Here is a 14,579-nt window from a genome sequence, read left to right as displayed (position 1 = left end):
CATCTGATAACACAGGAGGAACAACCTTAACTGCAACTAATTCTCAAATACTTTACCGGTAAGACGGGGACGGCGGGCAATCACTTTGATCAGTGGAGGGAATATTTTGATCCTAAATTGGAATTTTTTAGTCTTTAGGTTGTTTGGCAAACAATGAATAGGCTTTAGGATTAACGCCAAACTTTTTGCGGAACGAGGCGGCAAAATGTCCCCGATTGGAAAACCCCACTTCCCGAGCAGCTTCAGTGACGTTGTAATGGCCCGTTTCTAGTAATTCTTTGACCCTTTCCATACGGTGATGGTGCAACCAACCGAATGCGGTAGTTCCAAAAACTTGGCGGAAACCCTGTTTAAGAGTAAATTCATTCAAGCCCACCTGACGAGCCAATCCTTTTAAGGAAGGTGGGTTACAGAGGCACTGGGATAAAATTTCTCTGGCATGGTGAATTCGTTCAATATCATCTGGTTTAAGGGTTGGTTGGGTCAAGTTGGGAGAGGAATTTTGTAGCATCTGCTCAAGGTGGAGAGCCATGAGTTCCCAGACTTTACTTTCTAGATAAATCTGTTGGATAATTCCCCTGTAGGGACAATATAAAATCTGCTGCAATGCCGTCTGCATCTTAACTGTAGGTGTGGCTGTGTGGGTGTAGCGAACTGAGTTTAGGTCTTTGAGCAATTCTTGAATAATGGTTTCAGCTTGCTCTAGGCGATCGCCTATCCAGGTACGAAATAAATCAGGCTCTAGATGAAAACTAACATTTAAAACCTGCCATCCCGCCAGATATTCATTCACACTTTTATCTGCTAAGCCACTACCGGAAAAGAAATAATTTTCTGCATCAGCCCCGGTTAACTGACGGTGGTGTTCTCCAATAACCGTAAATTCATATTCCAATGGGTGTTCCCGCTCGGGAATTTCAACAATAAGATTTTGATAGAGTTGATAGCTAGCTATCGTCAGTTCTAAGCCTTCTCGAAGTTTTATCTCCCGTATAGATCCACGCCCTAAATGCGTTGGATAATACCAATATTTATCCGAGCCATCTGCATTAGATTGCTGTTGATTGCCTCCTTCCCTGAACATGGCCAAGTAATCAGATTGAGAAAAAAAGATCGACATAATGCCCTATGCAACGACAAACTGCCTAGCATCCTTGCTAGACAGTCAATAAATTTTAATGATAAATATTTTCAAGTAGTGAAGCCGATGCGTCAAGCCATCACGCTAGGTTAACTTGATCGCAGAGCTAGTCCTCAGTAACTGAGAAAAACGAGATGCAGGATTGTGGGCCAGGGCTGGGCGATCGCCGTATTCCAGCACTTTGCCCCGGTCTAGAATCAGAATTTGATCGGCCCGTTCCACCGTCTTGAGGCGATGGGCAATGATAATTCCCGTCCGATGCTCTAGTAATCGATTGATAGCCCGCTCAATTAACTGTTCTGTCAAAGGATCAAGCCGTGACGAAGCTTCATCGAGGATAACTAGCCCAGGATCTTTGAGAAATACCCTGGCAAAAGCTAGCAATTGGGCTTGCCCCGCCGATAATCCTCCCCCATCCGTGCCTAGTTCCGTATCTAAACCCTGGGGTAATGTTGCCAACCAAGGCTCCAGCCCAAGGTCGTTCAGGGCTTGTAAAATCAATCGGTCTGGGATGTGGGGATTAAAAAATGTCAGATTATTGCGTATGGAAGTTTGGAACAGTTGCACGTCTTGGGTGACAAAACCGACCCGCTGATGTAACTCCCGCTGAGATATCTCCCCAAGGTTGATGCCGCCAAGCTGAATTTGGCCCTGCTGAATGGCATAAAAATTCAACAAGAGTCGAGCGAATGTACTTTTGCCACTGCCGGTGTGCCCCAGCAACCCAAGCACTTTTCCAGCGGGTAGATGCCAGGTTAAATTCTGCAGAGCGTAATCAGCATCTTCGTGGTGGTGACCTTGGCGGTGCTCAGGTAATTCGTGGTTGCCGTCCCCAGGTTTTAAACTCGCTGTGGTTGGATAACTAAACCACACATTTTTTCCTTCGACGGAAAGTGACCCCGATGGCAAAGCTTGGGATCTGCCCAATCGGGGTGACGGAGACTGACGAATGAGGTCTTGAATGCGATAAAGACTGGCAACGGCCTGTTGAAACTGTTCTAGTTCTTCCCGTATCCGTTCAATGGGATCTTGGAGAAGACTGGCATAGTAAAACAAAAGATAGACTGTACCAATGGTGATACCCTGTACACGCCACAGGTAAGCGCCCAAGGCCAGGGCGATAGCATTGCCCACCGTGAATAGACCAACGGTGCTGCCCCATAGTAGGGTGCTCTGCAACCGTGCTTGATGAAACGCCCTTAGCCAGTTTCTTATCAATGTATAAAAGCGGTTCATGACATAGTCCACCGCTCCATTGCCCCGAATGTCTTCCAATCCGGCTAAATATTCAGTGATAAAACCGTAAAAATCAGCACTGATGCCACGGTAAACTTGCCATGGCCCCACCGCCAAGGATTGCAACCGGCTGAGAATACCCAGGGCTACTAGGGCAAAAAGAGTCAAACCCAATCCCGCCTGCCACTGCTCGAACCACAACACGACTAGAACACCCACCACTAGCAAGCCATTGCCCAGTACTTGGAGCACAAATTGGGAGAAAAAGCGGGCCAGGGCGTCCACGTCTCCATCAATGCGTTCCACTAGTTCCCCGGGGCAATGATTTTTGTGAAAAGTTAGATCGAGATTGAGGGTGTGACGAGCTAGGTTCAAGCGGAGATTATTGGTCGCAGTCCAGGCAACGGTTTCACTGCAATAGGTGGCAACGATTTCCAATCCTTGACGTACAACGGCGATCGCCATAAAGCCCAATGCTAGCCACACCAGTATGGTTTGGGGCCCTCCGGCCATGGCTGTGTCGATGAAATAGCGCAAAATCTGGGGATTAAGCACTTGTAGGATAATGCTTCCCCCCAAGGCGATCGCCAAAGCCAGCACTTGCCCCCACTGGGGACTTAGATAAGCCATTAAAACTTGTCGATTAGACTGGGGCGAAAGGAGCATAAATCAAGATGATGGAGACCTGAACACAAGGGTAATAATGGCTAATTTCTTGACCTCACAATTCCCGACAAACTTTTCTGAAATTAAAAAAAATCAGGGTTAAGGTTAACCTCGTTCTTGGTATTGATCGTCCTTCCATACCCCTTCTAGGCGGGTACCATCAGCAAAAGAATAAACGCCCTTGCCATTTTTCTTACCCTGTTCAAAAATCCCTTCAAACGTATCACCATTGACATAGTCACAGGTGGCCATACCTTGGAGTTGATTATTGCTAAATTGTCCTTGGCAACGATCGCCATTGGCAAAAATAAATGCACCTTCCCCTGCAAACTTACCGGCAACAAATTGACCTTGATAACGATTACCATTAGCAAAGGTATAGATGCCTTCCCCTGCCGGTTGTCCGTCCCGGATTTCCCCTTGGTAGCTGGCCCCATCGGCAAAATTGTATTGTCCTTGCCCAGAGGGTAACCCCTGTTTAAATTGTCCCTGGAAACGATTGCCGTTGGCAAAAATACGGGTGCCTTGCCCAGAAAATTCACCGCTCTGAAATTCCCCTTCATACTCTCCTCCAGCGGCAAAACGAAAAATTCCCTCACCGTCGGGTTGGCCATTCTTTAAGGTGCCTTCATATTGATCGCCATTGTTGTACTCGCACTTGCCTGACCCGTTCAATTCTCCTTGAACAACAGTGCCGGAACACCGATCGCCATTGGTATAAATAAAGGTACCTTTGCCCGTGGGTTGACCATCAACAAATTCTCCCTCATAACGTAGACCCGCCGCCGTTGTATAAATCCCTTGACCGTGGGGTTGACCGTCAACAAATTCCCCTTCGTAACGGTCTTGACTGGCATAGACTCGCACCCCTTTACTACCCATTTGATCATCTTCAAAAACCCCTTCAAAATAGCCCCCATCAGCAAAAATATATTTCCCTTGCCCCTTTTTTTCACCCTCAACAAATTGACCTTCATAGCGATCGCCATTGGTAAATTGACAGGTACCCTGGCCATTGAGTGCACCATTGCTAATCTGTCCTTCACATTTAGAACCATCCGGCAGGGTTAAATTGCCCGCCAGGGATTGATGACCCAGGGAACTTAAGCAGACCATACTGCCAGCTAGGAAAATAATTTGAGCAAATTTAAACATTATTAAAACGGCTAATTTTTAACGTTAAATAAATTTCACAGTCAAGGTTTACCTAATTAACCAATTGAGTTGAAATTTAGGAATCGGATGACTGCTCCAGATCGGGCGCCAATTCATCTATCCCTACTGCTGGCTCGGTCTTCGGTGCGGCAGCGGGAGTGGGAGGTGGCTCTGGACTAGGAGAAGGGGAAACTCTCACCGCCGGGGTAGGACTGGGGGAAGGAGAAACTTTCACGGCTGGCACGGGACTGGGCTGGGATTCTACGGAGAATTGTTTCAGTCGTTCTTCCCGTTCTTTCTCTAATTGCCGTTGGCGGGCTTGACGCTCCTCTTCCAACTGTCTCTGACGGGCTTGATTTGCCTTTTCCTCTTCTGCTCTGCGGGCGGCCTGACGCAACTCTTCCTGCTGTTGCTGACGCTCCCTCGCCTGACGATCAAAGTCTGAACCAGCAACGGTGAAGTGAATCACCACAGGGACTGATTTGGATTGACCACTGGCGGGGGCCGTAAACTGCATTTTTCTGGCTGCCAATAGGGCCTGGCGGTTGACCTCGCTGTTGCCGTGGGCATTGGTGATGGTTACGCTGGTCACACCACCACTATCATTTACTGAAATTAATACTGTAGCACTACCTTCTTCCCCCTGGAGGATGGAGGGATAACTGGGTTTACATTGGCTAACGCACTTTAAGGGGTCTGGCTTAGCGGGGGAACTGGGAGTTGGTTTCGGTTTAGGGGGAGCACTACTAGCAACGGGATTGGCCGCAATGGGACCAACATTTGCCCCTGCATTGCCGCCACCGGGCCGTTCTGCTCTGGGTTGGCCGGAGCCCAGACTAGGGCCAGAGCTACCACCACCACTGGCAATGGGTTTAGTAGCTGTCCCCGGTTTCATCGGCGGGGCCCCCTGACTAACTGCATTGCCATTGGCGATCGCCGTAAATGAATCCTGGTTGGTTAACGGATTTCCCTGGGACGGGGCAGAGGAACTAATGCGACCAAATACGGGCTGTCGGCTTGGGGCGTTGGCTAAACTTTGGGGCGTAGCTGGGCGAATCCCCGGGGAAACAGCGGGGGCCTGCTCAGGAATCGGGGCAAATTCCGGAGTCTGGAGGGAAGAAAAGGGCAAACGAAAGGCACTCTGGGCCGGCTGAGTCAAAGAAGCGGGGCTTTCTGTAACTGGATTAGGGAGGGGATTGAGGTTTGGGGTAGGAGGAGTAATGGCCTGGTCCACCGGGAGAGACACTGCATTGGGGACTGGAGCCGCAGGGGGTGGGGGCAATGAATTGGGCAAGGAAATTGGATTTTCCACCACCGGACTGGGCAGAGAATTGACTGATGGGACGGGGGGAATAATGGCTTGGGGCAGGGGCGGTAAAACTGCTTGAGTTACCGGAGTGGGCGGTGGTGGGGAGATATTCGGCAGAGGTTCGACTTTTTTCTGCTCAGTTTTCTGCTCCGTTGGTGGCGGTGTGACTTCTGGGATGGGAGAAGGGTCCACCACAATAAATTCAATCGGCTCTACGGCGGGAGTATCACCATCCAGGGGAAATCTCCAGAACGCTCCGATCGCCCCGTGGATTAACAAGGAACAGGTCGCCCCCGCCAGGATGATCTTTTGGCTGTTTTGGTATTGCTGGGATCTTTGGGTCAGGCAGAAATTAGAGATTGACATGGAATTCTTGCATTGACAGGCAATTATTGTGGCCCCTAGCCTAGGCTGAACTGCATCTATTATGTGAAATATTATTATTAATAGCTATAGCATTATAGACGTTTAGTTGCGACATTAAACACCTCCACTGACTCTTTTATTCCAAAATTTTTTCTCTGCAACCGTGAATATAGGCCCTTAAAGCCTAGAAAACTCGTTTGCACTTAAGCAAATCTTATTGCTTATCCATTTAATTTATTGAAAATAGTTATCAATTGCTATTATGGCTAGGCAAGGGGATTAATTGAGAATTACTCTTAACTGTGTTGAGTGAACACAAGAGGTTATCACGTTGGTAGAAGTTTTTATGGCCGGGGGCATAGTGGCGGTGCCCCTCCTCGGTTTTTCCCTGTTAGCTGTGGCCCTGATTATCGAGCGTGCCTATTTTTGGAGTCAGATCCAGTTACGGCAAAATCGGTTGGTAAATGATGTGCTCAAGCTTTATCGCAGTAATCCCCCAGGGGCGATCGCCAAGCTGAAACAAAATGCGGATTTACCCATGGCACGAATTTTTCTCGAAGCCCTGTGTTTGGAGGGGGCCACACCAACGGAGTTTCGCCTGGCCCTGGAAAGCGCTACCCAAGCAGAATTACCGCTTTTAAAACGATTTAACACCCTATTTCAGACCATTATCACCGTTTCCCCTCTCCTGGGCTTACTGGGGACAATTTTGGGACTAATGCGTTCCTTTTCTTCCATGAGTTTAGGCAGTACCACCGCCGCCAATGCCTCGGGGGTCACCGGGGGGATCAGTGAAGCATTGGTGTCCACCGTGATGGGCTTGGTAGTTGCCATTGCCACTCTCCTCTTTGCCAACGTGTTCCGTTCCCTCTATCTGCGCCAATTCGCCCTCATACAGGAGCAAACGGGGCAAATCGAATTGGTATATCGCCGTTTCCATGACCAACCGGAGGAAAAAGAGTATGCGACTTCCCGATGAGTTTGAAGCCCAGGGCGAAATCAATATCATTCCGATGATTGACGTGATTTTTTCTATCCTGGCGTTTTTCATCATCTCCAGTTTGTATCTCAGCCGCTCCGACGGTTTATCGGTCAACTTACCTTCGGCCCAAACCACGGAAAGCAAGCCCAATCCGCAATTTATTTTAACCGTTAAACAGACTGGTGAACTGTTTTTGGATGGCCAGGCAATACCCCTAAAAGATTTGCAAACAAATATCCTGGCTAAGGCTAAAAATAACGCCAATAGTTTGGTGGTAATTAAAGCCGATGAACAGGTTAACCATGGTTTAGTGGTACAGGTTATGGATGGTGTACGCCAAATCAAGGGGGTTTCCCTGGCGATCGCCGCCACGCCCAAGAACTAAAAAAACTGAAAAAGAATTAAGCATTTGCTTAATTAATAAAACTTTTTAACTTTTGTGTGAGGAGCAATTGTGAATACCAAAATAAGCTTAGGCTTAACCATATGTTGCCTATGTTCGGGGCTAGTAGCCCCCTTGCCCATACTGGCCCAAATTAATAATTCTGGGGCCCAAACCAAAATACAAGCTCAAGTTGGCTCCATCTTGGTTACCGGAGTTAATCTAAAGTCCACAGAAAAGGGTCTAGAGCTGGAACTGGCCAACAATTCCCCCATCCCGGTCCAACCCCTGATTTATCCCCAAGGGAATCTGCTCATTATTGAGTTGACCGATGCCCTCTTGGACATTCCCGGAGGAGAATTTAACCAGGAAAATCCTAGTCCCCAAATTGCGGCGATCGCCATTACCCAAGGGGAAAACAACATAGTCCGCATTACGGTGACGGGCGTTGATAATAATCTTCCTGAAGTGACAGTGAGTTCTGTTGACCAAAATTTAGTGCTTAGCTTAACTTCGTCCTCCACGGCGATCGCCCCTGAGAATCCAGAATCAGAAATTGAAGTGGTAGCCACCCAAGAAGGGCAGGGGGAAGCTAGCTACTTTGTGCCCAGTGCTTCCACCGCCACAGGATTAGATACCCCTTTACTCGATATCCCCCAGTCCATTCAAGTTGTGCCCCAACAGGTCTTACAAGACCGAAACGTAACCGAATTGGGACCAGCCCTCCAAACAGTGCCAGGGGTTAGCCCCGCCGGGGGCAGGGGAACTAGTGTTTTTGGCCCCGGCTTTCTAATCCGTGGATTTCCCGTCAATAACAGTATTTTTCGTGATGGCATTCCCTATCAATCCTTAGCCCCCTTAAATACCACAGACATCGAACAAATAGAAGTGCTCAAAGGCCCCTCTTCCATTGTGTTTGGTGCTGGAGAACCCGGGGGATCAATCAACCTAATTTCCAAAAAACCTTTGGATGAACCCTATTACAATGCGGCTGTGTCCCTTGGTAATTATAATGACTATCGTTTAGATGTGGATTTATCCGGTCCCCTCCTACCGGAAGCCATTGATACAGTTAATTATCGTCTCAATGTTTCCTATGAAACCTCCGGCAGTTTTCGAGATTTCGTCTACGGTGATCTCTGGGTTGTATCACCAACTTTAACTTGGAATATTGGTCCAGACACGAAGTTGAATATCTATGGACAATACACAACCAATCGGGAAACCTTAGATGAAGGCATCCCAGCACCAAATATCGCAGACTTGCCATCGAATCGATTTTTAGGAGAGCGATTTAGTAAATTTGAGCAAGATCAATACCTAATTGGCTACACCTTCAACCACGATTTTAACGAAAATCTGAAGCTACGCCATGCCATGCAATACTTGGCCTACGCCCCCGTCCGCTATGCGCCCCTCTTTGACTTTTTTGACGAAGATACTGGGGAATTAAATCGATTTGAATATTATGGGGGAGGAAATTATCAGCGTTTTTTCACCAATGCAGAATTGATAGGAGAATTCTACACTGGGCCGGTTAAACATCGGGTGTTATTTGGATTGGAGTATCGTAACGATACAGAGACTCCAGAATTTCAATTCAGCAACACCTTTGCTCCCATTAATGTTTTCAACCCGGTTTACACCAATACCCCTTTCCCCATCGCGCCAGAATTTTTCCGTGATGATCAAGTCAATCGCTTTGCGGTTTATCTACAGGATCAAATGGATTTATTTGACAACCTGAAGCTATTGGTGGGACTCCGTTACGATTCCGCTACCCAAAATCGGTCGACCCAGTCTATTACAGATCCAAGGGAAGAATTTAACCAAACCGATAACCAATTAACACCCCGGGTTGGTATTATCTATCAACCAATTCCCACGGTTTCCCTTTATGGCTCTTACACCACCTCTTTTAATCCTTCTTTTGCCGCCTCCCTCAACGCCGATGGTTCTACCTTTGATCCCCAGACCGGTCGCCAGTTTGAAGTGGGAGTTAAGGCAGACATTACCGACAAGTTAAGTGTGACTTTCTCGGCATTTGATATTAGGAAACAAAATGTTCCTACCATTGATCCTGCCAATCTATTATTTACCATTCAAACAGGGGAACAAACTAGCCGAGGGGTGGAGCTTTACCTGGGTGGAGAAATTTTGCCTGGTTGGAATATTGTCACCGGTTATAGTTACCTTGATGCTTTTGTAAGCCAAGATAATACCGATATCGTAGACAACACTTTATCTAATGTTCCTAGCAACCAGTTTAGCCTCTGGACAACCTATGAAATTCAATCGGGAAATTTACAAGGCTTGGGCTTTGGTTTAGGACTATTTTATGTTGATCAACGGGAGGGGGACTTGGACAACACCTTTGTGTTACCCAGCTATTTCCGCACCGATGCTGCCATTTTTTATCGTCGGGAAAATTGGGAATTACAATTAAACATCGAAAATTTGTTTAATACCCAGTATTTGGCCGAATCAAATGATTTTGACCTGAGTGTTTATCCCGGGGCTCCCTTTACGGTAGTAGGAAAAATTGGCGTAACATTCTAGGCATTTTAAGACTGCTGATGATGAGATTATCAGCAGTAAATTTTCTAATGCTCCAAAACCAGGATTGGAAAGATGAAAAAAAATGTTTACTACAGCAAAATTGCTGACATTTACGATCAAACTCGCTGGATGACAGAACCAATTGCTGAAGAAGTTGCAGATTTTATTCTCGCTCTAGTGAAGGCAACAAGAGAAACTACTTTTCTTGAGCCTGGTGTAGGGACTGGGCTCAATGTCATTCCTTTAGTCAGACGTGGTTATTCTGTAACTGGTGTTGATATTTCTCAGGAAATGCTTAGCCAATTTTCTCAAAAGTTGCCCCGTATTCCTCCGAATCTTAGGTTGATCCATGAAGATGCATCGCAACTATCTTTTCCAGACAGCAGCTTCGACGTAGTGTTAACGGTTCATATGCTTCATTCTGTTTCCAATTTAGGTATGTTTTTAGATGAGATTGATCGAGTCCTAAAACCAAATGGTTTTTATTTAAATGCTCAATGGGTTACTCCCCCTGCACATCTAGAATTTGAGAACCATTTCAAAACTATTTTGCTTAAGTATCAAGAGCCAAAGCCTTCACAACAATCATTAGAAGTAACTAACAAAATTAATATAGATGAATATTTACTAAATAAAGGGTATCAGTGTAATTATTTGACAGCTAAGGAATGGACGGTAAGCAATCAGGTGCAAGAACTACTCCATTTTTACAGATCACATGCCTATGGATTATGCTGGCTCCTTCCAGATGAAGCATTTAATCTTGCCATAAAGGAATTTGAAGTATTTTGTTATGAATATTACGATTCATTAAAGGTGGAGTTATCGTCTCAAGCACAATTCGAAATCTGGGCATACACAGTAAAATGATGATTTTAATTTCGGTATTACCTTCAGAGTATCTTTTTGATAAATTTCATAAAACCCCGAAGCAAAAATGAAAGATGTTAATGTATTTGATCCCAACACCACGATTGTTTTACCAAATCAACCAACTACTTCAAGACAAATTGTTGATTTTGATGAATTTACAGTACATTTTCAAGACAATGAAACCATAATAAATTTACCGCAAAGACTGGGTAAAGGGTATAATCGATCTATCCAGTTGAGGGACGGCTTAACAATTGAAATTATTCAGGTACAACTTGCCGAAGTTATGTACTTAAAGAGGAATCATAAGAAGAATTTTCCTCTAGTTGCTCACTTTTATCTTACAGGAAATTCAGTAGTAGAAACATTTAAAACTAAAGAAATTGAGCCAAAATATACAGAATTAGCGGGCAGAAATTATCTTTATCATTTACCTAATTTATCAGAACTCGAGCAATGGCCATGTGATACTGAAATAAAATTAGTTAGTGTTTATGCTCCTGTTGATTATTTCAGTTGTTTTTATCAAAGTGAAAACTTTGCTCCTAGCTTAATTAACCAATTAATCACAGGCGATCGTGATTTAAAGTTCCACTTATCACTAGGTAAAAACACACTTAAAGTCACTGAGATATTACAGCAAATTTATCAATGTCCCTATCAAGGCATAATTAAACAAATTTATTTAGAAAGTAAGGCTTTAGAATTATTTGCCTGGCAATTTAATTGTATGGATGCTACTAAATCAGAAAAAAAAGCATCTCAATTAAAAAAAGACGATTTAGAAAGAGTGAAATATGCACAGGAAATCTTGGTCAAACAAGTACTTGATCCTCCTTCCTTGGCACAGTTATCTCGACAAGTTAGCTTAAATGAGCGTAAGCTAAAACAAGGCTTTCGTCAACTATTTGGCACGACCGTATTTGGTTATCTGTATAATTATCGCATGCAACAGGCTCAGCAATTATTAGCAGATAATAACTTATCCGTGGCCCAGGTAGCACAAAGGGTAGGATATACCAATCCAGAAGCTTTTTGCATGGCATTTAGACGAAAATTTGGAGTTAGCCCCAAAACCCATCAAAAGACAATTTTCTACAAATAGTAGTAAGCAGTTTTTCATTCTGACAGAAGAAAAGTTATGATCTAAAAAGTCCGTTTCACAAAGAAAAAAGTCCGTCCTACAAAGAAATACATTTTGGCTTTCCCCTAGAATATATCCATTAATTATCAGTAAGTGTGGGGAGCACAAAAAATGATCAAAATTTTGGAACAGACTTCGCTCGCCGTTTTGATTGGTTTGACGGCCTTACATTCTGGTGTTGCCCTAGGATCAGTAGGGGAAAGTAATTTATCTGAAAAAGAAAAATTAGAAGATCAGGAGTTACAGAATGAATATAAGGCAAATGTAAAGATAGAAAATTGGCAACAGCAAATATCCCAAGCTCAAATTAAAGAAGTTATCCAAATTGAACTTAAAGATACGCAAACTGGCATTGAATTAATTTTAAAAACGGCCGATCAATCCCAGCTAATACCCTTAATTATTAGTGAGGACAATATTCTCATCATCGATATTTTAGACGCAGTTTTAAGGCTACCAGATGGGGAAAATTTTATAGTTGAGAATCCCAGTGAGCAAATTAGTCAAATAACCGCCGTACAGACAAGTTCAAATTCACTACGCATTACCGTAACTGGCAATGGTACTGTTCCCGCCGCTCAGGTGATACCATCATCCGAAAATTTAATTTTGAGCCTAACGCCTCCAATTAACACAGTGGAATCGGAAGAAGAAATCGAAATTGTTGCTACCCGAGAAGAAGAAGCAGCAGTCCAAGAATTTTTCGTTCCCAACACTTCGGTTGCCACGGGGACTGACACTCCCATTATGGATACGCCTTTTTCTGCACAGGTTGTTTCAGAAGAAGTAATTCGTTCCCAACAAGCCATCACCCTCGAAGATGTGTTGACAAATGTTAGCAGTGTGACTTTTGGCGGTACTACAGGGGGAAGAGAAACTATCTTTGGTATTCGAGGATTTGGCAATCAATTTAGTGATACGGTTCCTATTCTTAGGGATGGTTTTCGACTTTATGGAGGGTTTCAAGGGATTACGGAAGTTTCTCACCTACAACAGGTGGAAGTGCTCAAAGGTCCTTCTTCTATTTTATATGGCCAAATTGAACCCGGAGGTGTAATTAATTTAAACTCGAAAAAACCACTTAATGAACCGTTTGCTGAAGTCGAAGTGCAATTAGGTAATCAAGGATTAGTTCGTCCCCGTTTTGATATTTCAGGTGGTTTAAATCCCAGTGGGAATTTACGTTATCGATTAAACGGCGTTTATAGTAATGAAGCGAGTTTTCGCGACTTTAATCAACCGTTAGAACGATTTGCCTACGCTCCCATTGTCACCTATGCTATCACTGACGACACAGATTTAAGTTTAGCTGTTGAATATATTAATGACACGAATCCTGCTGACTTTGGCTTGAGTAGCTTCGGAGATGGGGTTGCACCAGTACCCCGCTCGCGGGTAATTAATGATCCCAGTGATATTGTTAACAAAAACTTTATTAGCGCTGGATATAATCTAGAGCATCGCTTCAATGAAAATTGGAAGTTACGCAATGCTTTTCGCTATATGAGCTACAACTATGACTATAACGTCATTGCTCTTCCTACTATTGTGAATGGGCCAACGGTTACCCGCTTCTTTGCTGACCAGGACGGACAACAGGGCTCCTATTCTTTCTATACCAATGCTGTCGGTAAATTTTCTACAGGCTCAGTTAAACATGAGCTCTTAGCTGGAATTGATTATAACTGGTCTGAAGAGAGTATTTTAACGCTTTTTGGTGGTCCGACGTCAATTAACGTATTTGATCCCGATTATAATGCAATTCCCAAACCTAATCGCTCTGATTTACCTCTTTTTGGCGATACTTTTACCAGTTCCAATCGTTTGGGAATTTATCTACAGGATCAAGTTTCTTTATTAGAAAATCTAATTTTAGTTGCAGGACTTCGTTACGATACTATCACTCAAAACACAAATAATTTACAAACTGATTTTAACCAAGGGGGAAATACACAACAAACAGATAGTGCAGTTACACCAAGGATAGGCCTACTATATCGTCCAATTCCGGAAATTAGCTTCTTTAGCAACTATTCCCAATCTTTCACTCCCAATAGTGGAATAGATATCAGTGGCAATCCCCTAGAACCAGAACGGGGAGAAGGTTTTGAAATTGGCGTTAAAGCGGAACTATTTGAGCAACAACTTCTCACAACCTTAACTTATTTTAATATTAGTAAAAATAATGTAGCGGTTAGCGATCCAGTTAATCCCCTATTTTTATCTACCATTGGAACACAACAAAGCCAAGGCATTGAACTAGATATTGTGGGAGAAATTTTACCCGGCTGGAAAATTATTGGTAACTATTCTTATATCAATGCAAAAGTCACCGAGGATACAGATCCTAATTTTGTCGATAACCGCCTATTTGGTATTCCCTATAATATGGCGAATTTATGGACGACCTATGAAATTCAATCGGGGGCATTACAAGGACTAGGGTTTGGAATTGGCTTTAATTACGTTGGCGATCGTTTTGGTGATTTAGCTAATACCTACACAGTGGGGGATTATATCATCGGAAACGCAGCGATTTTTTACCAACGAGATAAATATCGAGTTGCCCTAAACTTGAGGAATTTTACTAATGCTAACTACGTCCGAGCAGTCAGTGGTAACCAAACAGGAATTGAACCTGGTGAACCATTTATTATTATTGGCTCATTTTCGGTTCAGTTTTAAATCATTAAAAGTTACTTGCTGTTTTTTTAATGATTTAGGAAGTTCAAAAAAATCTGCTCTTCTTTAGCTCCAGTCAAAAAG

Annotated in this window: 10 protein-coding genes; 6 read left to right on the top strand and 4 right to left on the bottom strand. The window is 44.1% G+C overall.

The window, feature by feature from the left end; translation table 11 throughout:
* Window positions 1–127 precede the first annotated feature (127 nt).
* The 4 genes from SYNPCCP_RS00150 to SYNPCCP_RS00135 all read right to left on the bottom strand — a co-directional run bounded on the left by SYNPCCP_RS00150 (window position 128) and on the right by SYNPCCP_RS00135 (window position 5,873).
* On the bottom strand, window positions 128–895 hold the full coding sequence (locus SYNPCCP_RS00150; protein ID WP_231848040.1) for a helix-turn-helix transcriptional regulator: 768 nt from the start codon (window positions 893–895) through the stop codon (window positions 128–130).
* 330 nt (window positions 896–1,225) lie between these two features.
* Complete coding sequence (locus tag SYNPCCP_RS00145) at window positions 1,226–3,043, bottom strand: ABC transporter ATP-binding protein (protein WP_010871235.1); 1,818 nt, start codon at window positions 3,041–3,043, stop codon at window positions 1,226–1,228.
* Between the two features lie 105 nt (window positions 3,044–3,148).
* Complete coding sequence (locus SYNPCCP_RS00140) at window positions 3,149–4,198, bottom strand: MORN repeat-containing protein (RefSeq protein ID WP_010871234.1); 1,050 nt, start codon at window positions 4,196–4,198, stop codon at window positions 3,149–3,151.
* A 76-nt stretch (window positions 4,199–4,274) separates the two neighbouring features.
* Complete coding sequence (locus tag SYNPCCP_RS00135) at window positions 4,275–5,873, bottom strand: energy transducer TonB (protein ID WP_010871233.1); 1,599 nt, start codon at window positions 5,871–5,873, stop codon at window positions 4,275–4,277.
* Between the two features lie 346 nt (window positions 5,874–6,219).
* On the opposite strand from SYNPCCP_RS00135, the gene SYNPCCP_RS00130 reads away from it, so the two are divergent.
* From SYNPCCP_RS00130 to SYNPCCP_RS00105, 6 genes are all read left to right on the top strand, one after another.
* The gene (locus SYNPCCP_RS00130; protein ID WP_010871232.1) at window positions 6,220–6,852 is read left to right on the top strand and encodes a MotA/TolQ/ExbB proton channel family protein; all 633 of its coding nucleotides are present in this window, start codon (window positions 6,220–6,222) and stop codon (window positions 6,850–6,852) included.
* Window positions 6,836–7,240: a biopolymer transporter ExbD gene (locus SYNPCCP_RS00125; RefSeq protein WP_020861332.1), complete on the top strand. Its 405-nt coding sequence runs from the start codon at window positions 6,836–6,838 to the stop codon at window positions 7,238–7,240. Before SYNPCCP_RS00130 ends, SYNPCCP_RS00125 begins: the two co-directional genes overlap by 17 nt.
* Window positions 7,241–7,309: 69 nt before the next feature.
* The gene (locus SYNPCCP_RS00120; RefSeq protein ID WP_010871230.1) at window positions 7,310–9,796 is read left to right on the top strand and encodes a TonB-dependent siderophore receptor; all 2,487 of its coding nucleotides are present in this window, start codon (window positions 7,310–7,312) and stop codon (window positions 9,794–9,796) included.
* A 72-nt stretch (window positions 9,797–9,868) separates the two neighbouring features.
* Window positions 9,869–10,666 carry a class I SAM-dependent methyltransferase gene (locus tag SYNPCCP_RS00115; RefSeq protein WP_010871229.1) on the top strand — a complete coding sequence of 266 codons (798 nt, stop codon included), beginning with the start codon at window positions 9,869–9,871 and terminating at the stop codon, window positions 10,664–10,666.
* 67 nt (window positions 10,667–10,733) lie between these two features.
* Window positions 10,734–11,774, top strand: a complete 1,041-nt coding sequence (locus SYNPCCP_RS00110) for an AraC family transcriptional regulator (protein WP_010871228.1) — start codon at window positions 10,734–10,736, stop codon at window positions 11,772–11,774.
* A gap of 150 nt (window positions 11,775–11,924) precedes the next feature.
* Window positions 11,925–14,498, top strand: coding sequence for a TonB-dependent siderophore receptor (locus SYNPCCP_RS00105; protein ID WP_020861331.1), 2,574 nt, complete (start codon window positions 11,925–11,927; stop codon window positions 14,496–14,498).
* The last annotated feature ends 81 nt before the right edge of the window (window positions 14,499–14,579 follow it).

Source organism: Synechocystis sp. PCC 6803 substr. PCC-P (assembly GCF_000284455.1).
GTDB lineage: Bacteria > Cyanobacteriota > Cyanobacteriia > Cyanobacteriales > Microcystaceae > Synechocystis.
Note: the sequence above shows the minus strand (reverse complement) of the source record. Positions and strands in the feature narration are given on the sequence as shown.